At 58.4% G+C, this 26,620-nt stretch carries 33 protein-coding genes and 1 tRNA gene; 29 read left to right on the top strand and 5 right to left on the bottom strand.

Annotation, left to right across the window (positions count from 1 at the left end; all coding sequences use genetic code 11):
* Positions 1-16: 16 nt before the first annotated feature.
* On the bottom strand, positions 17-274 hold the full coding sequence (locus AC1DV6_RS02495) for a DUF2917 domain-containing protein (protein ID WP_477974784.1): 258 nt from the start codon (positions 272-274) through the stop codon (positions 17-19).
* A 96-nt stretch (positions 275-370) separates the two neighbouring features.
* Here AC1DV6_RS02495 and AC1DV6_RS02490 point away from each other — a divergent pair, with 96 nt between their 5' ends.
* Entirely contained in the window at positions 371-1,339 is a 969-nt protein-coding gene (locus AC1DV6_RS02490; protein WP_477974782.1) for a LysR substrate-binding domain-containing protein, read from the top strand.
* Positions 1,340-1,412: 73 nt separating this feature from the next.
* On the top strand, positions 1,413-1,859 hold the full coding sequence (locus AC1DV6_RS02485) for a hypothetical protein (RefSeq protein WP_477974781.1): 447 nt from the start codon (positions 1,413-1,415) through the stop codon (positions 1,857-1,859).
* Between the two features lie 28 nt (positions 1,860-1,887).
* On the opposite strand, the gene AC1DV6_RS02480 is transcribed toward AC1DV6_RS02485, so the two are convergent.
* Both AC1DV6_RS02480 and AC1DV6_RS02475 read right to left on the bottom strand, forming a co-directional pair.
* Positions 1,888-3,579, bottom strand: a complete 1,692-nt coding sequence (locus AC1DV6_RS02480; RefSeq protein ID WP_477974779.1) for a serine hydrolase — start codon at positions 3,577-3,579, stop codon at positions 1,888-1,890.
* Positions 3,580-3,778: 199 nt separating this feature from the next.
* Positions 3,779-6,007: a malate synthase G gene (locus AC1DV6_RS02475; protein ID WP_477974778.1), complete on the bottom strand. Its 2,229-nt coding sequence runs from the start codon at positions 6,005-6,007 to the stop codon at positions 3,779-3,781.
* A gap of 130 nt (positions 6,008-6,137) precedes the next feature.
* On the opposite strand from AC1DV6_RS02475, the gene AC1DV6_RS02470 reads away from it, so the two are divergent.
* Genes AC1DV6_RS02470 through AC1DV6_RS02455 form a run of 4 tightly spaced genes read left to right on the top strand, consistent with a single transcriptional unit; the run spans position 6,138 to position 10,021 of the window.
* Positions 6,138-7,346, top strand: coding sequence for a CaiB/BaiF CoA transferase family protein (locus AC1DV6_RS02470; RefSeq protein ID WP_477974776.1), 1,209 nt, complete (start codon positions 6,138-6,140; stop codon positions 7,344-7,346).
* Positions 7,347-7,394: 48 nt separating this feature from the next.
* Positions 7,395-8,321 carry a LysR family transcriptional regulator gene (locus AC1DV6_RS02465; protein ID WP_477974774.1) on the top strand — a complete coding sequence of 309 codons (927 nt, stop codon included), beginning with the start codon at positions 7,395-7,397 and terminating at the stop codon, positions 8,319-8,321.
* A 24-nt stretch (positions 8,322-8,345) separates the two neighbouring features.
* Positions 8,346-9,269 (top strand): bile acid:sodium symporter family protein, encoded by a 924-nt coding sequence (locus AC1DV6_RS02460; protein WP_477974772.1) that lies wholly within the window; start codon positions 8,346-8,348, stop codon positions 9,267-9,269.
* Positions 9,266-10,021 carry a sulfite exporter TauE/SafE family protein gene (locus tag AC1DV6_RS02455; RefSeq protein WP_477974770.1) on the top strand — a complete coding sequence of 252 codons (756 nt, stop codon included), beginning with the start codon at positions 9,266-9,268 and terminating at the stop codon, positions 10,019-10,021. Before AC1DV6_RS02460 ends, AC1DV6_RS02455 begins: the two co-directional genes overlap by 4 nt.
* A gap of 72 nt (positions 10,022-10,093) precedes the next feature.
* Here the strand turns inward: AC1DV6_RS02455 and proC are convergent, their stop codons facing one another.
* Complete coding sequence (proC, locus tag AC1DV6_RS02450) at positions 10,094-10,909, bottom strand: pyrroline-5-carboxylate reductase (RefSeq protein WP_477974768.1); 816 nt, start codon at positions 10,907-10,909, stop codon at positions 10,094-10,096.
* A gap of 96 nt (positions 10,910-11,005) precedes the next feature.
* Here proC and glpK point away from each other — a divergent pair, with 96 nt between their 5' ends.
* From glpK to AC1DV6_RS02345, 21 genes are all read left to right on the top strand, one after another.
* Positions 11,006-12,523, top strand: coding sequence for a glycerol kinase GlpK (glpK, locus tag AC1DV6_RS02445; RefSeq protein WP_477974767.1), 1,518 nt, complete (start codon positions 11,006-11,008; stop codon positions 12,521-12,523).
* A 1-nt stretch (position 12,524) separates the two neighbouring features.
* Positions 12,525-14,132 carry a glycerol-3-phosphate dehydrogenase/oxidase gene (locus AC1DV6_RS02440; RefSeq protein WP_477974766.1) on the top strand — a complete coding sequence of 536 codons (1,608 nt, stop codon included), beginning with the start codon at positions 12,525-12,527 and terminating at the stop codon, positions 14,130-14,132.
* Between the two features lie 184 nt (positions 14,133-14,316).
* Positions 14,317-14,685 carry a 50S ribosomal protein L14 gene (rplN, locus tag AC1DV6_RS02435; protein ID WP_007861702.1) on the top strand — a complete coding sequence of 123 codons (369 nt, stop codon included), beginning with the start codon at positions 14,317-14,319 and terminating at the stop codon, positions 14,683-14,685.
* A gap of 9 nt (positions 14,686-14,694) precedes the next feature.
* Positions 14,695-15,015, top strand: coding sequence for a 50S ribosomal protein L24 (gene rplX, locus AC1DV6_RS02430; protein ID WP_477974765.1), 321 nt, complete (start codon positions 14,695-14,697; stop codon positions 15,013-15,015).
* Positions 15,016-15,017: 2 nt separating this feature from the next.
* Positions 15,018-15,557: a 50S ribosomal protein L5 gene (rplE, locus tag AC1DV6_RS02425; protein ID WP_477974764.1), complete on the top strand. Its 540-nt coding sequence runs from the start codon at positions 15,018-15,020 to the stop codon at positions 15,555-15,557.
* Positions 15,558-15,565: 8 nt separating this feature from the next.
* Positions 15,566-15,871, top strand: coding sequence for a 30S ribosomal protein S14 (gene rpsN / locus AC1DV6_RS02420; protein WP_105259344.1), 306 nt, complete (start codon positions 15,566-15,568; stop codon positions 15,869-15,871).
* Positions 15,872-15,889: 18 nt separating this feature from the next.
* Positions 15,890-16,285 carry a 30S ribosomal protein S8 gene (gene rpsH / locus AC1DV6_RS02415; RefSeq protein ID WP_477974763.1) on the top strand — a complete coding sequence of 132 codons (396 nt, stop codon included), beginning with the start codon at positions 15,890-15,892 and terminating at the stop codon, positions 16,283-16,285.
* Between the two features lie 21 nt (positions 16,286-16,306).
* A complete protein-coding gene (gene rplF / locus AC1DV6_RS02410; protein WP_477974761.1) occupies positions 16,307-16,840 on the top strand; it encodes a 50S ribosomal protein L6 in 534 nt (177 codons plus the stop codon).
* An 11-nt stretch (positions 16,841-16,851) separates the two neighbouring features.
* Positions 16,852-17,217 carry a 50S ribosomal protein L18 gene (rplR, locus tag AC1DV6_RS02405; protein ID WP_477974759.1) on the top strand — a complete coding sequence of 122 codons (366 nt, stop codon included), beginning with the start codon at positions 16,852-16,854 and terminating at the stop codon, positions 17,215-17,217.
* A gap of 17 nt (positions 17,218-17,234) precedes the next feature.
* Positions 17,235-17,759, top strand: a complete 525-nt coding sequence (gene rpsE / locus AC1DV6_RS02400; RefSeq protein WP_037246775.1) for a 30S ribosomal protein S5 — start codon at positions 17,235-17,237, stop codon at positions 17,757-17,759.
* Between the two features lie 15 nt (positions 17,760-17,774).
* Positions 17,775-17,957, top strand: a complete 183-nt coding sequence (gene rpmD / locus AC1DV6_RS02395; RefSeq protein WP_477974757.1) for a 50S ribosomal protein L30 — start codon at positions 17,775-17,777, stop codon at positions 17,955-17,957.
* A gap of 10 nt (positions 17,958-17,967) precedes the next feature.
* Positions 17,968-18,399, top strand: a complete 432-nt coding sequence (gene rplO / locus AC1DV6_RS02390; protein ID WP_477974945.1) for a 50S ribosomal protein L15 — start codon at positions 17,968-17,970, stop codon at positions 18,397-18,399.
* A gap of 21 nt (positions 18,400-18,420) precedes the next feature.
* A complete protein-coding gene (gene secY, locus AC1DV6_RS02385; RefSeq protein ID WP_477974755.1) occupies positions 18,421-19,731 on the top strand; it encodes a preprotein translocase subunit SecY in 1,311 nt (436 codons plus the stop codon).
* A 15-nt stretch (positions 19,732-19,746) separates the two neighbouring features.
* Entirely contained in the window at positions 19,747-19,965 is a 219-nt protein-coding gene (gene infA / locus AC1DV6_RS02380) for a translation initiation factor IF-1 (protein ID WP_477974753.1), read from the top strand.
* Positions 19,966-20,025: 60 nt separating this feature from the next.
* Positions 20,026-20,139, top strand: coding sequence for a 50S ribosomal protein L36 (rpmJ, locus tag AC1DV6_RS02375; protein ID WP_477974751.1), 114 nt, complete (start codon positions 20,026-20,028; stop codon positions 20,137-20,139).
* 24 nt (positions 20,140-20,163) lie between these two features.
* Positions 20,164-20,529, top strand: a complete 366-nt coding sequence (gene rpsM / locus AC1DV6_RS02370) for a 30S ribosomal protein S13 (RefSeq protein WP_477974749.1) — start codon at positions 20,164-20,166, stop codon at positions 20,527-20,529.
* Between the two features lie 9 nt (positions 20,530-20,538).
* Positions 20,539-20,943: a 30S ribosomal protein S11 gene (gene rpsK, locus AC1DV6_RS02365; protein WP_477974747.1), complete on the top strand. Its 405-nt coding sequence runs from the start codon at positions 20,539-20,541 to the stop codon at positions 20,941-20,943.
* Positions 20,944-21,027: 84 nt separating this feature from the next.
* A complete protein-coding gene (rpsD, locus tag AC1DV6_RS02360) occupies positions 21,028-21,651 on the top strand; it encodes a 30S ribosomal protein S4 (protein WP_477974745.1) in 624 nt (207 codons plus the stop codon).
* Between the two features lie 100 nt (positions 21,652-21,751).
* Positions 21,752-22,741: a DNA-directed RNA polymerase subunit alpha gene (locus AC1DV6_RS02355; RefSeq protein ID WP_477974743.1), complete on the top strand. Its 990-nt coding sequence runs from the start codon at positions 21,752-21,754 to the stop codon at positions 22,739-22,741.
* An 84-nt stretch (positions 22,742-22,825) separates the two neighbouring features.
* Positions 22,826-23,221: a 50S ribosomal protein L17 gene (gene rplQ / locus AC1DV6_RS02350; protein ID WP_477974741.1), complete on the top strand. Its 396-nt coding sequence runs from the start codon at positions 22,826-22,828 to the stop codon at positions 23,219-23,221.
* A 23-nt stretch (positions 23,222-23,244) separates the two neighbouring features.
* Positions 23,245-23,321, top strand: a tRNA-Met gene (locus AC1DV6_RS02345).
* Between the two features lie 80 nt (positions 23,322-23,401).
* Here AC1DV6_RS02345 and AC1DV6_RS02340 read toward each other — a convergent pair.
* Positions 23,402-24,247, bottom strand: a complete 846-nt coding sequence (locus tag AC1DV6_RS02340; RefSeq protein ID WP_477974739.1) for a tetratricopeptide repeat protein — start codon at positions 24,245-24,247, stop codon at positions 23,402-23,404.
* 227 nt (positions 24,248-24,474) lie between these two features.
* Between AC1DV6_RS02340 and AC1DV6_RS02335 the strand changes: the two genes are divergently transcribed.
* Both AC1DV6_RS02335 and AC1DV6_RS02330 read left to right on the top strand, forming a co-directional pair.
* Positions 24,475-26,118 carry a DUF6600 domain-containing protein gene (locus tag AC1DV6_RS02335; RefSeq protein WP_477974737.1) on the top strand — a complete coding sequence of 548 codons (1,644 nt, stop codon included), beginning with the start codon at positions 24,475-24,477 and terminating at the stop codon, positions 26,116-26,118.
* A 21-nt stretch (positions 26,119-26,139) separates the two neighbouring features.
* A complete protein-coding gene (locus AC1DV6_RS02330) occupies positions 26,140-26,601 on the top strand; it encodes a DUF2721 domain-containing protein (RefSeq protein ID WP_477974735.1) in 462 nt (153 codons plus the stop codon).
* The last annotated feature ends 19 nt before the right edge of the window (positions 26,602-26,620 follow it).

Below are 26,620 nucleotides of genomic sequence, written 5' to 3'. Positions count from 1 at the left end.
GCGGCACGTGGATGCGTCAACGTGCGCCGGTCGCCCGTGGATGAATCGCCAGACTGGCCGACTCCAGTGCGTAGACCAGCGCATGGCGGTGTTCAGTGCTGGTAAAGCGCTCTCCTGCGGTCAGCACGGTGTCGCGCGCGTCGTGGTCTACCGTGATCCACAGGCTGCCGCTTTGGCATTCCAGTTGTACGGCTGCCGCATCAGGCAGGTGCATCAATGCACGGTGGGGCAATTGCATGCTGGCGGCGGAGCTGAGGGTGGCGAGGGTGTCCATATCAATCCTTTGGCATTCGTAATGGGAATGAATGTAGAGCGCAGCTTGACCCTTTACAAACGATCATTTAGCATGCTTTGCATGCATCCTAGGAATGTGAAATCCTCTCGACCCTCTGTTCCCACGCCTGCGACCGGCATCTCGCGCAAACAATTGCCGCGCCTGGAATTGCTGCACAGCTTTGAGGCCGCCGCCCGTCATTTGAGTTTTACGTTGGCGGCCAAAGAGCTGTTTTTGACCCAGTCCGCCATCAGCCGGCAAATCGCCCAGATGGAAATGGATTTAGGCGTGCCGCTGTTCACCCGCCACCACCGGGCACTGGCGCTGACCGAGGCTGGCCTGATCATGCAGCGTGTGGTGACGGATTGTCTGGAGCGGCTGCGCGACGCAACCGTGCGGGTGCGCGGGGCGCCCACACTGCGCCAGGTCAGCATCACCTGCACGCCCGGCTTTGCGTCACTGTGGCTGATTCCCCGTTTGACACGCTTTACCGCCAGCCATCCGCAGGTAGACGTGCGTATGTCGGCCACGTTGGACGTGCTGGACCTGGCGCGCAGCGGTATCGACGTCGCCGTGCGTTTTTGTCCCAAGCGCGATGACGTGGGCCCGCCGTTGTTTGAGGAAACCGTGTTGCCACTGTGCGCGCCCGCGCTGTGCAGCCAGAGCGCACATCCGCTGCGTACCCCGGCCGATCTGGCGCAGCACACCTTGCTGACCGTTGACGTCCCGCAAGGCATGGCCCTCACGGTGGAGTGGGAGCCTTGGCTCAAGATCATGGGGCTGGCCGATCTGCGGCTTAAAAACACGCTGCGTTTTACCCAATACGCCGATGCTGTTTCCGCAGCGGTAGCTGGGCAGGGCGTCGTGATAGGCCGCGTACCTCTGCTCAATGGCTTGTTGCAGGAGGGCAAGCTGGTCTCGCCTTTCACGGGCTATGGGGGGCTGGGCGCTTCGTCACAGCGGGCCTATTACATCGACATGGCCGAGCATGCACAAGGGAATGCTGACGCGCAGGACTTTGTGCAATGGCTACGCGCCGAGGCAGCGGCATTTCTGCAGGAATAGCTGAAAAAGGATCACTGTTTCCTGCGCGGCAACCGTGCACAATAGGTGAACGTACGGCAACACAGCGATCACCATGAAGCAGAGCACATCGGACGTTCCAAATAAAGGCCTGTTCAAGGCGCACGGGCAAGCCGACTATGAGGTCAAAGGGCGCGTGGCGTATGTGCAGGCTGTTGGGCCGTTCAATGCTGAACTGGTACCCGTGATTTCACAAACCATTGCAAAGCTGATTGGCCCCCTGGCCCAATCAGGCAACTGGGCGCAGATCATCACGTTTCGCAAGAGCGCCATGTGCTCGCCGGCTGCTTTGCTGGAGTTTGCTGCATCACTGAAGGTGCGCTATACCAACCCCGCTACCAACCCTGTGGTGGCGCTGGTGATGGGGCCTGAGGTAGAAGGCGCGGGCATCATGCCCGCCATCATCTGCAAATGCTATGCCGATGCGGGTGTTGAATGCTGCGCCTTCAGCTCGCCTGAACAAGCGCAGCAGTGGGTGGACTCGCGATTGGGATTGGTTTAGCCAGACGCCAGGCCGTACCTGTCTCGCCTCACGGCAAGCGCTTTGCCACGCTTTCACGCGCGCCTTGTGTGAACACCATATGCGACACACTGCCGTCTGCGGCTTTTTCAAAGCGGATCACGATATCGGCGACGCGAGCAAAGTAGTTGTTCTCTGCCGTAGCGAATAGCTCGAAAGCACCTTGTCCCGTGGCCTGCGCCAGGAATTTCCCGTCTTCGCGCCGGATGGTGATCACGAAATTGGGTGCCAGCTGGTATTTGCCGACCCAAACGTCGAACAATGCAGGGTCCAGCTTGATCTCCTTGGGCGCTACGGGCAGGGGTTCGTCAGTGCGGGCAAAGCTTTGTTTGCCCTCGACCTCATGGACAGTGAGCCCGGTTACAGCGCCCTGCGCGTCGTTCTCAAATTCGACATGTTGCAGTCGGCCTTCCCGAAAGAAGCGCTTGTCGCCATACGGTGTGAGCACCATACGCAGCCCGCCCTTGCGTGACATCACCAGTGTGTTCTCCACCCGCGTCACATTGCGGCTTTCCTTTTCGTCGAGACGATAGACACCCGTGAATGCGTCCAGTGCCTTTTCACTCAGCACCACCGGTTTGAAATCAGGAAAAGGTTTGCCAATAGCCAGTGCCGCAGCGCGGTTGGCCACCATTTCCGGGCGTGCCGAGCCCCCATTGGCATTACCCAGCACCGCAACAAATACCTTCTCCTGGGGCAAGCGCACTGCGTGGGTCGAAAAGCCGTCGATGGCGCCGCCGTGGGTGATCATGGGGCTGCCCTGAAGCTGCGAGATCTCCCAGCCGTAACCGTAAGTGGTGAGTTCGCCGCTGGCCAGTCGATACGGCGTGTGGGCTTTGGTCCAGGTGGCGGGCTGCAGGAGCCGGCCTGCGGTGATGGCGGCGTCCCAACGTGCGAGGTCATCCACGGTGGAGACGAGTGCACCAGCGGCGTAGGGCAGTGTCATGCTGATGGCGTCGGCGGGCTCAAAGCCGTTCTTGCCGCGCTGGTATCCAGACGCCCGGTTGACGGGTTGGCGTTCATGGCCTTCGTAAGCGGTGTGTGCCATGCCCAGCGGCACGAAAATGCGCTTGGCCATGAAGTCGGCATAGGACATGCCAGAGGCTTTTTCAATGATGGCCCCGAGCAGGAAGTAGCCGGAGTTGCTGTAGCGCCAGCGCGTGCCTGGTTCGAATTCCAGCGAATCCACCTTGATACTGTTCACCATCTCCGATACGGTGACGTCTTTGTCTCTTGTCTGTGCAAAGCCGGGTTTGTCGGTGTAACTCCGGATGCCCGACGTGTGGGTCAACAGGTGCTCGATGGTGACCTTGTTGTCGGCGATTGGGTAGTCGGCAATAAAGCGCGTGATGGGGTCGGATAGAGCCAGCTTGCCTTCATCGGCCAGGAGCAGGATGCCCACCGCTGTGAATTGTTTGGTGATGGAACCCAGGCGCAGTTCCATCTCGGGCTGCATCGCAATTTGCGGGCTCACACTCGCCAATCCATAGCCCTTGCGCAGCAGGACTTTGCCGTCTTTCACAACGATGACCGTAGCACCGGGCTCGCCTGGTTTGTACAGAGCAGCCAGTGTCGATTCGAGGCGGGGCACAAGCGCCTGGTCGGCGGGCAGAGTGGCTTGAGGCAGGCCGTCGGCGGTGCTGGGCGCCGCATGCAGCAAGGCAATGGCCGCGATCAAGAGGCCAGGGATGAAGCGAAACATAGGGGACTTTCCTCGGATAGGTAGGGTGGGAGTGCGTGCTGTTTCAAGCAAACGGGCCACTGTATGGCCCTACCTATCGAGGTGCAATGGACGTACGACGAACTGTAGAAACGGGGGAACAGGCTTGCCCCACAGCGCGATATTCGGTTTGTCGGGGGAGACGCTGACGCACCAGCCTTGTTGCGTCAGAGTTCGCGGCTTAGGCCGCAGCCTTCACTTTCAAGCGCCACGCATGCAGCAGCGGCTCTGTGTAACCGCTGGGTTGCGACAAGCCCTTGAACACCAACTCCGTCGCAGCCTTGTAAGCGGCCGATGTCGTGAAGTTGCTCGCCATTTTTTTGTATAGCTTGTCACCTGCGTTTTGCTTGTCCACCACAGCGGCCATGCGCTCGAAGGTTTCGGTCACTTGGGCCTTGGTGACAACTCCATGGAGCAACCAGTTCGCCATGTGCTGGCTGCTGATGCGCAGCGTGGCGCGGTCTTCCATCAGGCCGACGTTGTGGATGTCGGGTACCTTGGAGCAGCCCACTCCCTGGTCGACCCAGCGCACCACGTAGCCCAGGATGCCTTGCGCGTTGTTGTCCAGTTCCTGCTGCTTTTCGGCGGCGTTCCAGTTGGGATTGGCGGTGACGGGAATGGTCAACAGGCCGTTCAGAATTTCGTCACGCACCTTCTCGTATTTGGTTTTCTCCAGGCGCTTTTGCACGTCAGACACCAGCACTTGGTGGTAGTGCAGCGCATGCAGCGTGGCGCCGGTGGGGCTGGGCACCCAGGCGGTGTTGGCGCCCGCATTCGGGTGTGCAATCTTTTGTTCCAGCATGGCCTTCATCAAATCCGGCATGGCCCACATGCCCTTGCCGATCTGCGCCTTGCCGCGCAGGCCGCAGGACAGGCCCACCAGCACATTGTTCTTCTCGTAAGCCTGAATCCAGGCGCTGGTCTTCATGTCGCCCTTGCGCAGCATCGGGCCGGCCTGCATAGCAGTGTGCATCTCGTCGCCGGTGCGGTCCAGGAAGCCGGTGTTGATGAAAGCCACGCGACTGCTGGCAGCGGCGATGCAGGCCTTCAGATTCACGCTGGTGCGGCGCTCTTCGTCCATGATGCCCAGCTTGACCGTGCTGTCCTTGAGGCCCAGCATCTTCTCGACGCGGGAGAACAGTTCAGCGGCGAATGCGACTTCCGCAGGGCCATGCATCTTGGGCTTGACGATATAGACCGAGCCTTCGCGTGAGTTGCGGATCTGGCCTTTGGGTGCGCCTTTCTTGCCGCGTTGCAGGTCGTGCAACGCAATCGTCGTGGTGACCACGGCGTCCAAGATGCCTTCGGGGATTTCGAGCGTGCTGCCGTCGGCGGCGGTGTAGGTGATGGCCGGGTTGGTCATCAAGTGGCCCACATTGCGCACAAACATCAGCGAGCGGCCATGCAGCGTGACGGTCTTTTTGCCCTTGGGCGCGGTGTAGACACGGTCGGCGTTCAGACCACGTGTGAGGGTCTTGCCACCCTTCTCAAAGCTCTCGGTCAGCGTGCCTTGCAGAATGCCCAGCCAGTTGCCGTAGGCAAGCACCTTGTCATCTGCATCAACCACCGCGACGGAATCTTCCAAATCGAGGATGGTGGACAGCGCGCTTTCGATCACCAGATCGCTCACACCCGCTGCGTCGCTCTTGCCGATGGGTGTGGCGCGGTTGATGATGATGTCCAGATGCAGGCCGTTGTGTTGCAGCAAGACAGACGAGGGGGATGTGGCATCGCCCTGGTAGCCAATAAATTGGTCCTTGTCCGCGAGCTTTGATGTGCTGCCGTCTTTCAGCGTGACGATCAAGTCGCCGCCTTTGATGGCGTAACCGGTGGAGCCCACATGTGAGCCAGTCTTCAGTGGCGCAGTGCGGTCCAGCACGTAGCGTGCGTATTCAATAACCTTGGCGCCGCGCTTTGGGTTGTAACCCTTGGGCCCTACCTTCTCCTGGCCGTTGTCCGTGGAGATCACGTCCGTGCCATACAGTGCGTCGTACAGCGAACCCCATCGTGCGTTCGCAGCGTTCAGCGCGTAGCGGGCATTGAGTACTGGCACCACCAGCTGCGGGCCAGCCTGTTTCGCCAGCTCGGCATCGACATTCTTGGTGCTGATCTTGGCCTTCTTGGGCGAAGGCACCAGGTAACCAATGCGCTCCAGAAACGCGCGGTATGCAGGCATATCGGTGATGGGGCCGGGGTGCGCTTCGTGCCAGGTGTCCAGCGCAGTTTGCAGGCGGTCGCGTTCTGACAGTAGTTCAATATTCTTGGGCGCCAAATCCGCCACGATGGCGTCAAAGCCCTTCCAGAACGCAGCGGGCGCAATGCCCGTTCCGGGCAGCACTTTGTTTTCAATGAATGTGTGCAGAACCGTCGCAATTTGCAGGCGGTGTTCGGTGGTGCGGGATGTAGACATGGAGAACCTCGAAATAAATGAAAAACCTGTGGCTTCGATGCCAATAGAAGGACTGTATTTCATCCTTTGGCGCTAACTATATGGAAGAATATCAATCTATTTGTGACATAAACATAGGTATTCTCGCCGTATGCCCTCGCCAAGCGCCGTGACCGAACCACAAGCAAAAGCCTTGCCGTTGGCGGGCATTCGGGTGGTGGAGTTCACCCATATGGTGATGGGGCCAACCTGCGGCATGGTACTCGCCGACCTGGGCGCCGAGGTCATCAAGGTGGAGCCTTTGGCGGGCGACAGTACGCGCAAGCTGTTGGGCAGCGGCGCCGGTTTCTACCCACTGTTCAATCGCAACAAGAAAAGTCTTGCCATCGATATGAAGAGCGCGAAGGGGCGCGAGGTGATCTTGAAGCTAATCGCCACCGCCGACATCGTCAGCGAGAACTTCAAAACCAAGACCATGCAGAAGCTGGGGCTGGACTACGCGACGCTAAAGCAGTTTGACGAGCGTCTGATTTACGTCAGCCACAAAGGCTTCCTGCCCGGCCCGTACGACCACCGCACCGCGCTGGACGAAGTCGTGCAGATGATGGGTGGCCTGGCCTACATGACTGGGCGGCCCGGCGATCCGTTGCGCGCGGGCTCCAGCGTCAACGACATCATGGGCGGCATGTTCGGTGCCATCGGCGCCATGGCCGCGCTGATGCAGCGCGCTACCACCGGCAAGGGTCAGGAAGTGCAGAGCGCGCTGTTCGAGAACAACATCTTTCTGGTGGCGCAGCACATGATGCAATTCGCTGTCACCGGCAAAGCCGCTGCGCCGATGCCCGAGCGGATTTCGCCTTGGGGCATTTATGACGTGTTCAGCGTCAAGGACGGCGAACAGATTTTTCTGGCGGTGGTTGGCGACGGGCAGTGGAAGACGTTTTGCGAAGCGTTTGGCTACCCAGATCTGTTTGCCGACACGCGTGTCACCACCAACAACGACCGCGTGATGGCGCGCTCTTGGCTAATCCCCGAGCTGCGCACACGGCTGGCGCAGTTCAGCCGGGCCGAGCTGTCCCAACGCTTCGAGCAAGTGGGCCTGCCGTTCGCGCCCATCACCGATCCACAGCATTTGTTTGACGACCCGCATCTACAACAAACCGGCGGCCTCGCGCCCATGGAGTTGCCTGACGGGCGCCAGACGCAGGTGCCGCTGCTGCCGCTCATGCTGGGCGGGGAACGTCTGGGCCTGCGACTTGATCCACCCAAACTGGGCGAACACACCGACGCGCTGCTGCAAAGCCTGGGATACACCGCAGCCGAGGTTGCAGGGCTTCATGCTGAGCGGATAGTGCTATGAAAAAAGTAGCGGATTACGCACGTTCCATGCGCCCTAGAGGCCAAAATTATGGATAAATTAAAACAACTGGAATCCTTTGTGTCCGTCGCTACGCGCGGCAGCCTGACTGCCGCGGCAAATGCGGAAGGCGTTGCACCTGCGATCATGGGCCGTCGTCTGGATGGGCTGGAGGAACGCTTGGGTGTGAAGCTATTGCTGCGCACCACCCGACGTATCACGCTGACCCATGAAGGCAGCGCGTTCCTCGAAGACTGCCAGCGCATCCTGGCCGATGTGTCGAATGCCGAGGCTAGCGTCAGCGCAGGCGGCGTCAAAGCTGCAGGGCATCTGCGCATCACCGCACCTGCGGGCTTTGGCCGTCGCCATGTCGCGCCGCTGGTGCCAAAGTTTCGTGCGGAGCACCCGGACGTCAGCATCTCGCTGAACCTCAGCGATCGCGTCGTCGATCTGGCGGGCGAGGGCTATGACTGCGCGGTGCGCGTGGGCGATTTGCCAGACTCGTCGCTGGTTAGCGTCCGCATGGCCGACAACCGCCGCCTGTGCGTGGCCACACCTGCATACCTGGCGCGTCGTGGCACGCCCAAGACACCATCCGACCTCTCCAAGTTCGATTGCCTCACGCTGTCCAGCGACGCGTCGCAAACCCGGGGCTGGGCGTTTCGCGAAAGTACGGCGCCCGATGCCGAGGTCACACACATTCGCCCGATCGGACCGCTGGACTGCTCCGACGGACAGGTGTTGCACGACTGGTGTCTGGCGGGCTATGGCATTGCATGGCGCAGTACCTGGGAGGTGGAAGCGGAGATTGCGGCGGGCTTGCTCGTGGCTGTGCTGGAAGATTTCGCCGCGCCGCCCAACGGCATCTACGCCGTGTTCCCGCAGCGCAAACACATGCCGTTGCGCGTGCGGCTGTGGATTGATTTTCTAAAGCACCATTACGGCACGCCGGGCTTCTGGCAATCGCGTTCAAAATAGCAGAACAAATACAAGGAGACAGGCATGCTGCCCATCGACCAGGTGCAACTGCATTTCAACCCCGCCGCCCTGATGGTGCTCAATGCCATCCTCGGTCTGGTGATGTTTGGCATCGCGCTGGACCTGAAGCTTGCAGATTTCCGACTGGCGATGAAGTCGCCCAAAGGGCTGATCCTGGCCACCGTCGGTCACCACATCATCTTCCCTGCGATGACGTATGTGCTGATCTGGATCATCCAGCCGGTGCCCAGCATCGCACTGGGCATGATTCTGGTGTCGTCATGCCCTGCAGGTCATCTGTCGAATTTTCTGACGCACCTGAGCAAAGGCAACGCGGCCCTATCTGTCAGTGCCAGCGCGGTGTCGACTGCATTGGCGATTGTGATGACGCCGCTGAATTTCAACTTCTGGGGCAACCTGCATCCGATCACCCACGACCTGATGCGCACCATCTCGCTGGACCCGTGGGTCATGCTGCGCGACATCATCATCCTGCTGGGCTTGCCGCTAGTGGCCGGCATGTGGGTATCGCACCACTATCCAGTGTTTGCGAAGCGCGCGGAGAAGCCGATGAAGCGCTTTTCGCTGGTAGTGTTCTCGCTGTTTGTCGTAGGCGCGCTGGCGGCGAACTACCAACACTTCTTGCAATACATCCAATTTGTCGTCGTCGTGGTGTTCATCCACAACGGGCTGGCGCTTGTCACGGGGTATTCGTTGTCCACGCTGCTGGGCCTCTCTGACCGGGACCGCCGTGCGGTGACGTTCGAGATGGGTATCCAGAACTCCGGGCTCGGCCTGATTCTGATCTTCAACCTGTTCAATGGCTTGGGCGGCATGGCCATCATCACCGCGTGGTGGGGCGTGTGGCACATCATCTCTGGCTTAACGCTGGCGCTGTTCTGGAGCAAGCGCGAACCAAAAAATACTGTTGCTCCGACCAGCGCGTGAGCGGCCTGCTTGTGCAGCCTTTTGACGCCGTCTGGATCGCCATCGGCGGCTTCATCTTTCTGGCGTTCACGCTGGAAGCGGTCACCGGGTTTGGCAGCATCGTCATCGCACTGGCGCTGGGCGCGCAGCTGGTGCCACTGGAGAGCCTGATGACCATCCTGGTGCCGCTGTCCGTCTGCATGAGCAGCGTGATGGTGTGGCGCCATCGCGGAAAAGTCGATCTCCAACTGCTGACGCGGCAGTTGCTGCCGGGCATGTTGGTGGGCACCGTGCTGGGTTACGTCATCAAGCCCTTTCTGGATGCCGGCCTGCTACGCCAGTTGTTCGGCCTGCTGATCATCTGGTTTGCGGCGCGGGAGCTATGGCGCATGTATCACGCTACGCCGTTTGCGATACGGCCTGTATGGCTCACGCGAAGCCTGATCGTCGTGGCAGGGGTGACGCATGGCTTGTTTGCGTCTGGCGGGCCGTTGCTGGTCTATGCCGTGTCAGGCCTGCAGATGGACAAGGCGCGTTTTCGCGCAACATTGGCGGCGGTCTGGCTGAGCCTGAACGTGGTGCTGGCGACCGCCTTTGCGCTGGACGGGCGGCTGCAACCCGCGTTGCCCTATGTCGCTGCCTATCTGCCGGTGATCTTTGCCGGGGTGTACTTCGGCGAGAAGTTGCACCACCGCGTCAGCGAGCAGCATTTTCGCGTGGTGATCTATGTCTTGTTGCTGGTCACCGGTGCATTGCTGGCTCGGCCCCGCTGAGATTGCTATATTTTTAGTAGCTGCTCACGCACGTATTTCGGGCGCTCCAGCCCGATTTGTCACTTAAAAATATCAGGTAGAGCCAAACTCATCACCCAGTTCACGCGCCCGCGCGCGGGCCGCATGCAGCGCTTGCGCAAACAACGCGCTCACGCCAGACGCGTCCATGGACGTGATGGCGGCATGGGTGGTGCCGCCCTTGGAGGTAACCCGCTGGCGCAGGACTTCCGGCGGTTCGCTGGAGGATCGCGCCAGCTCGCCCGCGCCAATGAACGTGGCGACGGCCAGTTGGTACGCCTGTTCACGGGAGAGTCCCATGTCGACACCGGCCGCGGTCATCGCCTCCATGAAATAGAACATATAGGCCGGGCCGGAGCCGGACAGCGCCGTCACAGCGTCCAGTTTCTCCTCGGCGTCCAGCCACAGGTATTCGCCCGTGGTGCCGATGACCAGTTCAGCCAGCTTGCGGTCGGCCTCGCTGACTGCGGGGCGTGGGTACATCGCAGTGATGCCCTTGCCGATCAATGCGGGGGTGTTGGGCATGGTGCGCACGATGCGCTCGTTGTCCAGCCAGCGCGCGATGCTGTCGCTGCGAATACCGGCGGCCACGCTCAGGTGCAGCGCGTTTTGGGTGTGAAGGCGCGTTTGCAGCGCAGCATCCTTGAAAGTCTGCGGCTTGACGGCCCAAATGACGATGGTGGCTTTGTTGAGAAATACGTCAGCCTGGGGCGCGGCATCGATGCCGAACTGGACCTTTAGCTTTTCGCGCGCTTCCGGGTAGGGCTCCACCACGTCGATGTTTTGCGCGCCAAAACCCTGGCTGGTCAGTCCGCTAATAATGGCGCTGGCCATGTTGCCGCCGCCGATAAATGCAATATGCTCGCTCATCGTGCCTCCCGACGAGCCGCCTCTAGGGAGGCATGCGCCCCCTCTGGGGGCAGTGAACGAATGTGAACGTGGGGGCGCATATTTATTTTCCGATTCATGGACTACATTCTCGCGCTAGATCAGGGCACTACCAGTTCACGGGCGATTCTGTTCAATCGCAAAGGTGAGATCGCGGCCACCGCGCAGCGCGAATTCCGTCAGAGCTTTCCGCAGCCCGGCTGGGTGGAGCACGACGCCAATGAGATCTGGAAAACTCAAATAACCGTTGCGCGCGAAGCATTGGCACAAGCCAAAGTCTCTGCCAAGCAGATTGCCGGTATCGGCATTACCAACCAGCGCGAAACCACCGTCTTGTGGGACCGCAAGACGGGCGAGCCCGTCGCCCCTGCCATCGTCTGGCAGGACCGCCGCACCGCCAAGCGCTGTGACGCACTGCGCGCGGCGGGCAAGGCGGCATTGATACAAAAGAAAACGGGGCTGGTGCTCGACGCCTACTTCTCCGGCACCAAGCTGGAGTGGCTGCTCAATACCGTGCCGGGAGCGCGCGCTCGGGCCGAACGCGGCGAGTTGGCATTTGGCACTATCGACAGCTGGCTGGTCTGGAAGTTGACCGACGGCGCGCTGCACGTGACCGACGCCAGTAACGCCTCGCGCACGCTGCTGTTCAACATCCATACTTTGCAATGGGACAACCAGTTGCTGGACCTGTTTCATATTCCCGCGTCGGTGCTGCCCACCGTGGTGCCCAGCAGCGCGGTGATTGGCAAGACTGCCGCCCATTGGTTGGGCGAGGCGGTTCCGCTGGCTGGCATCGCCGGTGACCAGCAGGCCGCCACTTTTGGCCAAACCTGCTTCACGCCTGGCACCGCCAAGAACACCTATGGCACGGGTTGCTTCATGCTGATGAACACCGGGCGCAATGCGATTCGCAGCGAAAACAAACTGTTGTCTACCGTCGCCTGGGTGGGCGGCGCACCGACTTCCTCCAAACTGGACGCTGCGCTGGGTTGCTATGCGCTGGAAGGCTCGGTCTTTATGGGCGGCGCCACCATCCAGTGGCTGCGCGACGGTCTGCAAATCATCCAGTCCTCCGATGAGGTGGAGGCCTTGGCCGCCAGCGTCGCAGATGTCGATGACGTTTATCTGGTGCCCGCCTTTGCGGGCCTGGGCACGCCACATTGGGATGGCCATGCGCGTGGCACGTTGGTGGGTATGACGCGTGGCACAGGCCGCGCCCACATCGCCCGCGCCGCGCTGGAAGCGATTGCGCTGCAGTCGGCCGACGTGTTTGCCGCCATGGCCAGCGACTCCGGTATCGCACTGCGTGAACTGCGCGTCGATGGTGGTGCGTGCCGCAACAACTTGCTGATGCAGATGCAGGCGGATTTCCTGGGCGTGCCGGTGGTGCGTCCGAAAGTAACCGAGACCACGGCGCTGGGCGCGGCCTATCTGGCCGGGCTGGCGACTGGTTTCTGGTCGGGCGTGGATGAGCTCACACAACAATGGGCGGTCGATCGCCGCTTTGAGCCGCGCATGTCGGCGGATGCCCGCAAGGCGAAACGCGCGCGTTGGCAGCAAGCGGTAGCGCGGTCTCGCGATTGGGCACAAGACTGATATGACGACACCCCAACAAGCCTTGCCCACGGTCCGCGCAGATTTGATGCGCCGTTTGGCGGTGGATGAGCAGTACGACATCGCCATTGTCGGTGGCGGTGCCACCGGGCTGGGCATCGCGCTGGACGCAGCGAGTCGCGGTCTGAAGGTCGTGCTGGTCGAGTCACATGACTTTGCCAAGGGCACATCCTCACGGGCCACCAAGCTGCTCCACGGTGGCGTGCGCTATCTGGCGCAAGGCAATATTGGTTTGGTACGCGAGGCTTTGCACGAGCGCACGACCGTGTTGCGCAATGCCCCGCATCTTGCGCAGCCGTTGGCTTTTGTGGTGCCTGCGCACACCTGGTGGGAAGCACCTTTCTATGGCATCGGTCTGACGATGTACGACCTGCTGGCGGGCAAGGCGGGGCTGGGCAAGACCGAGTTTCTGAACCGTGCCGAAACGCTCAAGGCGCTACCGCAAGCCAATCCTGACGCACTGAAGGGTGGCGTGAAGTACTGGGATGGCCAGTTCAACGACGCACGGCTGGCGATCACGCTGGCCAAATCGGCCGCGCTGGCCGGCGCGCTGCTGGTGAACTACTGCAAGGCCACCAATCTGACATTTGATGCCGGACGCGTCAGCGGGCTGGTGTGTGAAGACACGGAAACCGGCCAGTCCTATACCCTGCGGGCGCGATGCGTCATTAACGCGGCTGGCGTCTGGGTCGATGCGTTGCGCCAGATCGATGGCGACGCCAACGCCCATGATGGACGCCATCCGACCCGGCCTATGGTCGCGCCCAGTCAGGGCGTGCATCTGGTGGTCGACCGCAAGTTTTTGGGTTCTGACCACGCACTGATGGTTCCGAAGACCTCGGATGGCCGGGTTCTATTTGCCGTGCCATGGCTAGGCAAGGTGATATTGGGTACGACGGATACGCCCCGCCACGACCTTGCGCGCGAGCCGGATGCCTTCAAGGAAGAAGTTGACTTCATATTGCGGGAGGCTGCGCGTTACTTAAAGCCTGCGCCGACCCGGGCGGATGTCAAAAGCATCTGGGTCGGTCTGCGCCCGCTGGTCAAGCCGCCGGACGACCGAGGCGAAAATACCAAGGCACTGAGCCGCGAACACACCATCTTGGTATCACGCAGCGGACTGGTCACTGTGACAGGCGGTAAATGGACCACCTACCGCGCAATGGCCGAGGATGTGCTGCAAAAGTGCGTGGATCGCAAGCTGCTTCCTGCGCTAAAGCCGGCGCTCACTAACAATATGCGGCTTATCGGTGCTGAGTCCAGGTCTCCGGCCATGGTTTCATTGGCGCACGCTGAAGGGCCGCATTCCTATGGCCTCGAGGCGCTTCAGGTGGCGCAAATGCCGGGCACTGATCGGGAGTTGGCCCCCGGCTTGACGGAAGCCATGGTGCGCTATGCGGCGCGCCATGAATACGCCCGCACAGTGGAAGACATGCTGGCAAGGCGCAGTCGGCTATTGTTCCTGGATGCAGCTCTCGCGGCAGCAATTGCCCCGGCAGTGGCGGAAATCCTGGTCTCGGAAACCGCCCAGGATGCCCAGCTGGATGCATTTATTACCCTGACAAAGCATTATTTGGAAGTGCCAGCCTAAAAAAGTGTTGACCGAGCGTACAAACCAATGCATAATCGAGGGCTTCGCTTGTAAAAGCTGAAGTTTCTGCCCACATGGAGGCGATATGAGTGGTTCATATCGCGGACAGCGGGCCCAAGACTGATCTGGTTCTGACATTGCTACGGGGTAGCGGTTGATCCAGATGCAAGTTGGGAATATTGAAATGATCCAAACTGAATCTCGGTTAGAAGTTGCCGACAACACTGGCGCGAAATCCGTTCTCTGCATCAAGGTGCTGGGCGGTTCCAAGCGTCGTTACGCCAGTGTTGGCGACATCATCAAAGTTAGCATCAAGGAAGCTGCTCCGCGCGGACGCGTCAAAAAAGGCGAAGTCTATAGCGCTGTTGTGGTTCGTACCGCCAAGGGCATTCGCCGTGGCGACGGTTCCCTGGTGAAATTCGACGGCAATGCAGCAGTGTTGCTCAATGCCAAGTTGGAGCCTATCGGCACCCGCATCTTCGGACCCGTTACACGCGAACTGCGTACGGAAAAGTTCATGAAGATCGTGTCCCTGGCTCCTGAAGTTTTGTAAGGACCCGCCATGAACAAGATTCGCAAAGGCGACGAAGTCATCGTTATCGCAGGTCGCGATAAGGGCAAGCGCGGCAAGATCTCGCTGCGCAAAGATGACTCTCATGTCGTAGTCGACGGTATTAACCTGGTGAAGAAACACACCAAGCCAAATCCGCTCAAGGGAACAACCGGTGGCATCGTCGACAAGACCATGCCTATCCACCAGTCCAACGTAGCCATTTTCAATGCAGCTACTGGCAAGGCGGATCGTGTTGGTATCAAGGTGCTGGCGGATGGTAAGCGCGTGCGCGTTTACAAGTCCAGCGGCGAAGAAATCAAGGTGGCATAAACATGGCACGTCTACAACAACACTATCGCGAAAAAGTCGCGCCTGAGCTGACAGCCAAGTTTGGCTACAAGTCGCCCATGCAAGTGCCCCGTCTGACCAAGATCACCCTGAACATGGGTGTGAGCGAAGCGGTTGCCGACAAGAAGGTCATGGACAACGCTGTGAGCGACCTGACCAAGATCGCTGGCCAAAAGCCTGTGGTTACCAAGTCCAAGAAGGCTATCGCTGGTTTCAAGATCCGCGAAAACCAGGCTATTGGCTGCATGGTGACTCTGCGTGGCGTTCAGATGTATGAATTCCTGGATCGTTTCGTGACCGTGGCTCTGCCTCGCGTTCGTGACTTCCGTGGTATCTCTGGTCGTGCGTTCGATGGCCGTGGCAACTACAACATCGGCGTTAAAGAGCAGATCATTTTCCCTGAAATTGAATACGACAAGGTTGATGCCTTGCGTGGCCTCAATATCAGTATTACTACGACGGCCAAGACCGACGAAGAGTGCAAGGCACTGCTCGCTGGCTTCCGTTTCCCGTTCAAGAACTGAGGTCACCCATGGCAAAAATGGCTTTAATCCAGCGCGAACTGAAACGTGATCAGTTGGCTGCCAAGTACGCGAAGAAATACGCGGAATTCAAGGCAATCGCAGGTGATGCAAAGCGTTCTGATGAAGAGCGCGCAGCAGCCCGCCTGGGCCTGCAAAAGTTGCCTCGCAACGCAAACCCCACACGCCAGCGTAACCGCTGCTCCATTACGGGTCGTCCCCGTGGAACGTTCCAGCACTTCGGTCTGGCACGTGCAAAGATTCGTGAAATGGCTTTTGCCGGTGAGATCCCCGGCATCGTCAAGGCCAGCTGGTAAGCGGTAGGAGAACCAAACATGAGCATGAGTGATCCCATTGCCGACCTGTTGACACGCATCCGCAATGCGCAAATGGTTGCCAAGACTACGGTCTCGGTGCCTTCTTCCAAAGTGAAGATTGCCATTGCCCAAGTGTTAAAAGACGAAGGCTATATCGACGGTTTCAAGGTCTCCACCGAAGGTGGCAAGGCTGAATTGGAAATCGCCCTGAAATATTACGCAGGCAAGCCTGTGATCGAGCGCATTGAGCGCGTGAGCCGTCCTGGCCTGCGCGTGTACCGTGGCAGCGACGCTATCCCCCAAGTCCAAAACGGCATGGGTGTGGCTATCGTGACTACGCCTCAAGGTGTGATGACTGATCGCAAAGCGCGCGCTACCGGTGTCGGCGGCGAAGTGCTGTGCTACGTCGCTTAACCTGCATAGGAGAAATAAAAAATGTCCCGTGTAGGTAAACTCCCCGTCGCGATTCCCGCTGGCGTTGATGTGTCGATCAAGGCAGACCAGATCAGTGTCAAGGGCACTGGCGGTACGCTGAATCTGACGCTGAACAGCCTGGTCAAGGTCGCCAACGACGCTGGCAAGCTGAACTTTGTTCCAGCCAACGATTCCCGCGAAGCCAATGCCATGTCCGGCACCATGCGTCAGCTGGTGAACAACATGGTGGTCGGTGTGACCAAAGGCTTCGAGAAGAAGCTGAGCCTGATCGGTGTGGGTTACAAAGCCCAGGCCACTGGCGCCAAGCTGAACCTGGCCGTTGGTTATTCGCACCCTGTGAACATCGACATGCCTGTCGGTATCACGGTGGCGACTCCCACTCCTACGGAAATCCTGATCAAGGGCGCTGACCGTCAGCGCGTTGGCCAGATCGCCGCTGAGATTCGTTCTGTTCGTCCTCCCGAGCCTTACAAGGGCAAGGGCATCCGTTATGCGGACGAAAAGATCACGATCAAAGAAACCAAGAAGAAATAAGGAGCTGCATCATGTTGACCAAAAAAGAGCAGCGTCTTCGCCGGTCCCGTCAGACCCGCATCCGCATTGCAACGCAAGGCGTGGCGCGTTTGACCGTGAACCGTACCAATTTGCACATCTATGCCAGCGTTATCTCTGGCGACGGTGGCAAGGTCATTGCAAGCGCATCCACGGCAGAAGCCGATGTGCGCAAGACTTTGGGTGCTTCGGGCAAGGGCGGCAACGTCGCCGCAGCACAGTTGATCGGCAAGCGCGTGGCTGAAAAAGCCAAGGCTGCCGGTGTTGAAAAAGTTGCGTTTGACCGTGCAGGTTTCGCGTACCACGGCCGCATCAAGGCGTTGGCAGATGCCGCGCGTGAAGCTGGCTTGCAGTTCTAAGCAGATCGGAATTAAAGATGGCTAAAGTTCAAGCAAAAATGCAAGGTAAGGCCGAGGGTCCTGAGGACGGTCTGCGCGAGAAAATGATCGCGATCAATCGCGTGACCAAGGTTGTTAAGGGTGGCCGTATTCTCGGTTTCGCCGCTTTGACCGTGGTTGGCGATGGCGATGGTCGCATCGGCATGGGCAAGGGTAAATCCAAGGAAGTGCCGGCAGCGGTGCAAAAAGCCATGGAAGAAGCCCGTCGCAACATGCTGAAGGTTTCCCTGAAAAATGGCACGATTCATCACAAGGTGATGGGTCACCACGGTGCAGCCAGCGTCATGATGGCGCCGGCTCCCAAGGGTACTGGCATTATTGCCGGCGGCCCAATGCGCGCCGTTTTCGAAGTGGTGGGTATCACCGACATCGTGGCCAAGAGCCATGGTTCGAGCAACCCCTACAACATGGTTCGCGCCACACTGCACGCCCTGTCTGTGTCTACGACACCGTCGGAAGTTGCAGCCAAGCGCGGCAAGACCGTTGAAGAGATCTTCGCTTAATCCGGAGACTTCACTATGACAACACAACAAACAGTCAAGGTCCAATTGGTGCGTAGCCCGATTGGAACCAAAGAATCCCACCGTGCCACCGTGCGCGGCCTGGGTCTGCGCAAGCTCAACAGCACCAGCGAGTTGCAAGACACGCCGGCTGTTCGCGGCATGATCAACAAGATCGCCTATCTGGTCAAAGTGCTCTAAGAGGTAAATGATGGAACTCAATGGCATCAAGCCCGCAGAGGGTGCAAAACACGCCAAGCGTCGCGTCGGTCGCGGCATTGGCTCTGGCCTGGGCAAGACCGCAGGTCGCGGTCACAAGGGTCAAAAGTCACGTTCCGGTGGCGGTCCCGCTGTCGGCTTCGAAGGCGGCCAGATGCCTATGCATCGTCGTTTGCCTAAGCGCGGTTTCAAGTCGCATCTGCTGCAATTCAATGCAGAAGTCACCCTGACCGCTTTGGAAGCGTTGGGCTTGGCTGAAGTCGATTTGTTGTCGCTCAAGCAAGCTGGCCTCGTCGGTCAGATGATCAAAGTAGTTAAGGTCATCAAAACCGGTGCGATTGCCAAGGCAGTGAAGCTCAACGGTATCGGTGCAACGGCTGGTGCCAAGGCTGCTATTGAAGCGGCCGGCGGAAGCGTTGCCTGATAGGTATTGAAAGAGTCTTAAGTGGCAACTAACGCAGCTCAAATAGCGAAAACCGGCAAGTTCGGCGACCTGCGTCGCCGGCTGGTTTTTCTGTTGCTCGCGCTTGTGGTGTACCGCGTGGGTGCGCACATTCCGGTGCCTGGCATTGACCCAACACAGCTACAACAGCTGTTCAATGGTCAGCAAGGCGGACTGTTGAATCTGTTCAACATGTTCTCGGGTGGTGCGTTGTCCCGGTTCACCATTTTCGCTCTGGGGATCATGCCGTATATCTCGGCGTCGATCATCATGCAATTGCTGACCTATGTCTTGCCGACATTCGAGCAGTTGAAGAAAGAGGGCGAAGCTGGCCGCCGCAAGATTACGCAGTACACGCGTTATGGAACACTGGGCTTAGCCCTGTTTCAATCGCTGGGCATTGCGCTGGCTTTGGAGTCATCGGCTGGTTTGGTGATTGCGCCTGGGTTTGGTTTCCGCATGACGACCGTGGTTACGCTGACAGCGGGCACCATGTTCCTGATGTGGTTGGGTGAACAGATTACCGAGCGCGGCTTGGGTAACGGCATCTCGATCTTGATCTTTGGTGGTATTGCGGCTGGTTTGCCCAATGCGATCGGTGGCTTGCTGGAGTTGGTCCGCACTGGTGCGATGAGCATCATCGTGGCCCTGTTCATCGTAGTGATGGTGGCATTGGTAACGTTCTTCGTGGTGTTTGTGGAGCGCGGTCAACGCAAGATTCTGGTGAACTATGCACGGCGTCAAGTGGGTAACAAGGTATACGGCGGACAGTCGTCGCACCTTCCGCTGAAGCTGAATATGGCAGGTGTGATCCCTCCCATTTTTGCATCGTCGATCATCTTGTTGCCTGCGACGGTTGCGAATTGGTTCAGTTCGGGTGAGTCTATGCGTTGGCTCAAAGACATCGCCAGCACGTTGGCTCCGGGACAGCCGGTGTATGTGATGTTGTATGCCAGTGCGATTGTGTTCTTCTGTTTCTTCTATACGGCGCTGGTGTTCAACAGCCGTGAAACAGCAGACAACCTGAAGAAGAGTGGTGCGTTCATCCCGGGCATTCGTCCAGGTGAGCAGACTGCCAAGTACATTGACAAGATTTTGCTGCGTTTGACATTGGCTGGTGCGATTTACATCACCTTTGTCTGCCTGTTGCCCGAGTTTTTGATTTTGAAGTACAACGTGCCGTTTTATTTCGGTGGCACGTCGCTGTTGATTATTGTGGTGGTGACCATGGATTTCATGGCCCAGGTTCAGAACTACTTGATGTCGCAGCAGTACGAATCGCTTTTGAAGAAGGCTAATTTCAAAGCTTCGTAGGCGTCACATGTAGAGATGGCTAAAGACGATGTTATTCAGATGTCGGGCGAGATAGTTGAAAACTTGCCAAATGCGACGTTTCGAGTGAAGTTGGAAAATGGCCATGTAGTTTTGGGTCACATATCAGGAAAAATGCGGATGCACTACATTCGCATCCTTCCTGGTGACAAAGTAACGGTTGAGATGACGCCGTACGATTTAAGTCGTGCTCGCATCATCTTTAGAGCAAAGTAAATAGCGCATGTTCCGCGCGAATCAAAGTCGGAACGGGGCGAAGAGTTTTAGGAGAGAAGTATGAAAGTTTCGGCTTCGGTCAAGAAAATCTGCCGCAACTGCAAGATTATCCGTCGCAAGGGCGTGGTACGCGTGATCTGTACAGATGCGCGTCACAAGCAGCGTCAGGGTTAATTGCAAGAGTTTTAGAGGACGAAAATGGCACGTATCGCTGGCATCAACATTCCGCCGCAAAAGCATTCTGAAATTGGCTTGACTGCCATTTTTGGTATCGGTCGCACACGCGCTCGCAAAATCTGCGAAGCTTGCGGCATTGCATATTCCAAGAAGGTCAAGGATTTGACCGACAGTGATCTGGAGAAAATTCGCGACCAGATCGCTCAGTTTACAATCGAGGGTGATTTGCGTCGTGAAACGACAATGAACATCAAGCGATTGATGGACATTGGTTGCTACCGTGGATTCCGCCATCGCCGTGGTTTGCCCATGCGTGGTCAGCGTACACGTACCAATGCGCGTACTCGCAAAGGCCCGCGTAAGGCCGCCCAGTCACTGAAGAAATAAGAGACCACTATGGCAAAAGCTCCAGCCAATAACGCAGCACAACGTGTGCGCAAGAAAGTCCGCAAGAATGTTGCGGACGGTATTGCGCACGTGCACGCTTCGTTCAATAACACCATCATTACCATCACCGATCGTCAGGGCAATGCTTTGTCTTGGRCATCTTCCGGTGGTCAAGGTTTCAAGGGTTCACGTAAATCCACTCCGTTTGCTGCGCAGGTAGCTTCCGAAGTGGCAGGCCGTGCAGCTCTGGAACAGGGCATCAAGAACCTGGACGTCGAGATCAAGGGCCCCGGCCCAGGTCGCGAATCCTCCGTTCGCGCTCTGGCAGCATTGGGCATCCGCATCAACATGATTGCTGATGTGACACCCGTGCCGCATAACGGTTGCCGCCCTCAAAAGCGTCGCCGTATCTAATTCTCTTTAACAAGCCCACCGCCAGCGGCGACAGTCGCTGGCTCCCGTACCTCGCGTGCGGTAGATGACATAAAGGACGCTCACGTGGCACGCTATCTAGGCCCCAAGGCCAAACTCTCTCGCCGTGAAGGCACGGACCTGTTCCTGAAGAGCGCACGTCGCGCTATCGGTGACAAGGCCAAATTCGACTCCAAGCCTGGTCAGCACGGCCGCACCTCGGGTGCCCGCACGTCTGACTACGGTCTGCAATTGCGTGAAAAACAAAAGGTCAAGCGCATGTACGGCGTTCTGGAACGTCAGTTCCGCCGCTACTTCGAAGAAGCTGACCGTCGCAAGGGCAATACCGGCGCCAATCTGCTGTTCCTGCTGGAAAGCCGTCTGGACAACGTCGTCTATCGCATGGGTTTCGGCTCCACACGCGCTGAAGCACGTCAGTTGGTGTCCCACAAGGCGATCACCGTGAACGGTGCTTCCGTGAACATCCCTTCCTATATGGTCAAGGCTGGTGACGTGGTTGCATTGCGCGACAAGTCCAAGAAGCAAAACCGTGTGGTTGAAGCTCTGCAGTTGGCGCAGCAAGTGGGCATGCCTGCTTGGGTTGACGTGAGTATCGAAAAGGCCGAAGGAACTTTCAAGTCTGTTCCTGACCGCGACCAGTTCGGCGCCGACATCAATGAATCGCTGATCGTCGAGTTGTACTCGCGTTAAGAAAAAATAGTTTTCGTTCCTTGGTCACGGGAGACCGTGGCTGGGGTGCTTCACCAGCCTTACCGATGTAACGAGTCGGGGGTATTGAGAGGAAGAGTGCATGCAAAACAGTTTGCTGAAACCAAAATCCATCAGCGTAGAGCAGCTCGGTATTAACCGGGCAAAAGTGGCGTTGGAGCCCTTTGAGCGTGGTTACGGCCATACGCTCGGTAACGCGCTGCGCCGCGTACTGCTGTCGTCGATGCCCGGTTTCGCGGCTACGGAAGTCACCATTGCTGGCGTACTCCATGAGTACTCATCCATTGATGGTGTGCAGGAAGATGTTGTCAACATCCTGCTGAATCTGAAGGGCGTTGTGTTCAAGTTGCACAATCGCGAAGAAGTGACGTTGAGCCTGCGCAAGGACACTGAAGGTGTTGTGACTGCCGCCGACATCCAGACCCCGCACGATGTGGAAATTATCAACCCAGGTCATGTGATTGCCAATTTGTCGCACGGCGGCAAACTGGACATGCAGATCAAGGTTGAAAAGGGCCGTGGCTATGTGCCGGGCACTATGCGCCGCCATGCAGACGAGCCAAACAAGTCGATTGGCCGTATTGTCCTCGACGCGTCTTTCTCTCCGGTCAAGCGCGTGAGCTACACCGTTGAGAGCGCCCGCGTTGAACAGCGTACCGATCTGGACAAGCTGGTTGTCGAAATTGAAACCAACGGTGCCGTGACTGCAGAAGACGCAGTGCGCGCTTCGGCCAAGATTTTGGTTGAGCAGTTGGCCGTGTTTGCACAACTGGAAGGTAGCGAGTTGGCCGCGTTTGACGCACCTGCTCCTCGTGGCAATACGCAATTTGATCCAATTCTGCTACGTCCTGTGGATGAGCTGGAACTGACCGTGCGTTCTGCCAACTGCCTGAAGGCCGAAAACATCTACTACATCGGTGATCTGATTCAGCGCACCGAAAACGAGTTGCTCAAGACCCCGAATCTGGGTCGCAAGTCGCTCAACGAAATCAAGGAAGTGCTGGCTTCCCGCGGTCTGACTCTGGGCATGAAGCTCGAGTCTTGGCCACCAGCAGCGCTCGAAAAGCGTTAACCAAACTGAGAGCCCCAATGGTGGGGTTCCGTGCCACGGGCAGTACCTGATCCGGCTGCCTGTTTAATAAAGAAGGAAATCACTATGCGCCACGGACACGGACTACGTAAACTCAATCGCACCACATCGCACCGTCTGGCGATGCTTCGCAACATGATGAACTCCATCATCGAACACGAAGCCATCAAGACCACAGTGCCCAAGGCCAAGGAATTGCGCCGCGTCATCGAACCGATGATCACCTTGTCCAAGGAAGCTACCGTTGCAAACCGCCGTCTGGCATTTGACCGCCTGCGTGACCGCGATAGCGTCACCAAGCTGTTCGATGTACTCGGCCCGCGTTTCAAGGCCCGTCCAGGCGGCTACACACGTATCCTGAAAATGGGTTTCCGTGTCGGCGACAACGCGCCTATGGCTTTGGTGGAATTTGTTGACCGTGCTGTAGAAACAGAAGCAGTTGAAGATACTTCTGCGGCATAAGTAAGTTATAATTCAAGTCTTGACGCGGAGTGGAGCAGCCTGGTAGCTCGTTGGGCTCATAACCCAAAGGTCGTTAGTTCAAATCTAGCCTCCGCAACCAATACTTAGATGGCATATACCAGTATGCCAACGACAAAAAGGCTCACTTCGGTGAGCCTTTTTCGTTGCTGGTGCAGGGCTTTAATTATCCCAATCGCCTGAAGCACCGCCATCGCCAGACGATCCCGCATCGTCCCAAGACGACGCGTCGTTAATGCCAAAACCCTGCCCGCTCAGGTCTGCATTACCGCCAAAACTGTCTGGCGACGCATTTCCGTAATTTTCTGTGCTTGCCCCGTGTGCATCGCGATTTCCCATCAGGCTTCTGCCAATAGCTTCCGCTGCGACGACACCGGCACCAACTGCCAACCCGGTCGCCACTCCACCCATGATTTTTCCTCCTAGCCCGGAGCCGGGTGCTTGCCCATATGGTGGTTGTCCGTAGCCTTGCGTTCCGAACGGTTGTGGGCCGCTGAGCCCATCCGGATATGCCGGCATTTGCTGAGCGGCTGCCGGCGGCTTCCTGCGGAAGATGAAATATCCCAGGAACATTACGCCGATGGTCAAAAGCACCGGAAGCACCCACCCGCTGGAAGAGGGGGCGGGTGTTTGAGAGGTGTAAGGCGCTACTGCGGAGCCATTTGTCGACGGAGCTTTGCCTGCGAACCCGAGTTGAAGGCGTAAATGCTGCACAGCTTCTGGCTTCGCAAACGGCAGTCCAGGAGCTTCTGCTTCTCCCAAGGCGAGCGCTTCCTTGGCGCGGGTCAGATTGCCTTGGCGGACGAACAACTCGCTTTGAACGAAATGTGCTTTGGCGCTCTTGGGGTGCGAAATCAGGACCTGTTGCACCATAACCTGCGCCTGTTCAAGTTTGCCGCTTTGGGCTGCGGCATAGATTTCCGCAATCGTTGGCTCGGCCTGCGCCCACGCAAGACCGAAACTAAGGGCCATACCGACCAACATTACTTTGAACGCGAGACGTGTCATAAGCTTTACTCCATGGCGCGCCTCCAAAAACAGGAGGCTAGGGGCCTCATGTGGTGCTAATGCACAGCACTTCAAGTGACTTTTGGTTACGAACAGGGGCGCTCTGAATCGCGGGACCGGTCAGCGGAAAGCCATTTCCAGACGTTGTAGAACTAACTCTGGAGTGTTGCGCAATGCATCAAACGTGGATTCCCCGACTGGACTGGCTCATGCGTACATGCGTATGCATGCTGTTCGCAATTGCCAGCACATTGGCGTTGGCAGACCCTCCGACGCGGGCGGGCCGTATTGTCGATGTCGCAGGCACCGCATGGTCCTTCGATGCAGACCACAATGAATGGGGTCGATTGATCCGGAATCAGACGCTTTCCGAGGGTGATCGCTTGCGCGTGGACCCCAAGTCGCGCGTATCCATGCGCATCGGGTCCACCAGCCTGTGGCTGGATGGTGGCGCTGACGTAGAGGTCATCCAACTTGATGATACGGGCGTGCGGTTGCGACTCGAAAAGGGCGCACTGGGGATGGCCTTGCGCTCCTCCGAGTCGGTCAGCGAGTATCGGGTGCAAACGCGTGAAGGGCAATTGTTTCCGGACGACTTGGGTCTGTACCGCGTAGAGCAACTTCCACAAGGCACGCGGGCGCAAGCCTTGCAGGGCCGTTTACGCTTTGAATCCGACCGGTCTGGCGCTATGCAGCGCGCCTGGTTGCGTGATGGCGAACAAGCCGAGTTCTGGTGGGCCGATGGTCCGCGCACAGAGCACCAGGCGCTGGTCAAGGATGGTTTTGCCAACTGGTTGCTGGGCCAGGCCAATGCAACCGCGAATGCAGGGGCGGTTAGCGAGGAATATGTCTCGTCAGAAATGACGGGCGTGGAAGAGCTGGACCGCAATGGACGATGGGAGCAGGCACCTGAATACGGCAATGTGTGGATTCCGACGCAGGTTGCGCCTGGCTGGGAACCCTATCGCGATGGCCGCTGGGTCTGGACACGCAACTGGGGCTGGAGCTGGGTGGATGATCTGCCTTGGGGCTTTGCGCCCTTTCACTATGGTCGTTGGGTCGTATGGCGCGGCCGCTGGTGCTGGACACCGGGGCACTATGTAGCCCGTCCCGTGTATGCGCCTGCATTGGTGACCTGGAGGCAAACGCCTGGAATCACTATCGGTGTGACGATTCGTCAGCCGCCGCCGCGTGGCAGCTGGTCACCCTTGCCTCCGCGCGAGGTGTATGTGCCAACCTATCGACACAGCGACGACTATCGCAACCGCCTGAATCGGCCTTACGAGGGCCCGCGTGGCGCAGATGCACCGCGGAACCCGGTAGGACCACAGCGTGAAAATCCACGTGATAACTCGCGGGATAGCCCACGCAGCAATCAGCGTGATAACTCGCGTGACAATCCACGCAACAATCCTCAGGATGTGCGTCCTTGGAACGAGGGGCCGCGCGAGCAACCACGTCGGCCCGACTTTGGCACTCCGCCGGTCCGCAATGTGGTGACTCCACCAGCGCCAGCCCCTGTCGTGACGCCCCCCGCACAGACACAGCCTGTACCCGTGGCGTCACCTCGATCGGAGCCCCCCGATTTTCCATCGAGACAGCCACGTGGGCGCGATCGGGAGAGGGATCGCGACAACGGCCCAGATCGACGCCATGAAGGACCGCAACAGAGCTCGGTTGCCCAACCGACTCCTGCACCCGTCGCGCCTGTCATGCGGCCGGCACCAGCCCCTGCCGTGCAGGCGCCGCCACCTGTGATGGCTCCGCCAGCCGTACAACGCCCACCCCAGCAGCAACCGCAGTCTGACGCCGGAGAGAAAGAGCATCAGCGCAAACGTTATGGGCGCGATAAGAATGGACCAGACGTGTAGCGATAGGGCATCATTGCGGGTATGAGCTTTCCCGTAGATCCCGACGTTGTCTCGCACGGCATTCAATTGGCCGTAGCACCGGTTTTTTTGCTGACGGCCGTTTCCGGAATGATTGGTGTTGTCGCCAACCGACTGGCCCGCATCATTGATCGGGCGCGTTTGCTGGAAGATAGGATGCGCGTCCAGCAGTCAGAGACCAATCAGGAGAGTGATTGGCAGGAGCTGGTGGGTTTGCGCAGACGGGGGTTACTGGCCAACACCAGCATCGCACTGTTGACGCTCTGTGCGTTCATGATCGGATTAACCATCATGGTGCTGTTTTTGGGCGAAACCATCGAGATGCAATTCCTGCGACTGTCGGTGGCGGCCTTTTTGATCGGCGTTGTCTGTTTTCTGGCTGCCGTCGGCTGCTTCATGGTCGAAACATTGCTGGCGACCCGCCTTTTGAACTTCGGCAAGATCGTCAAACTCCGCAAACCCTGATCAAAGAAGCGACGATTCC

Source organism: Rhodoferax sp. P2_H8_2 (assembly GCF_056403235.1).
This window is presented reverse-complemented; position numbering and strand designations above follow the sequence as displayed.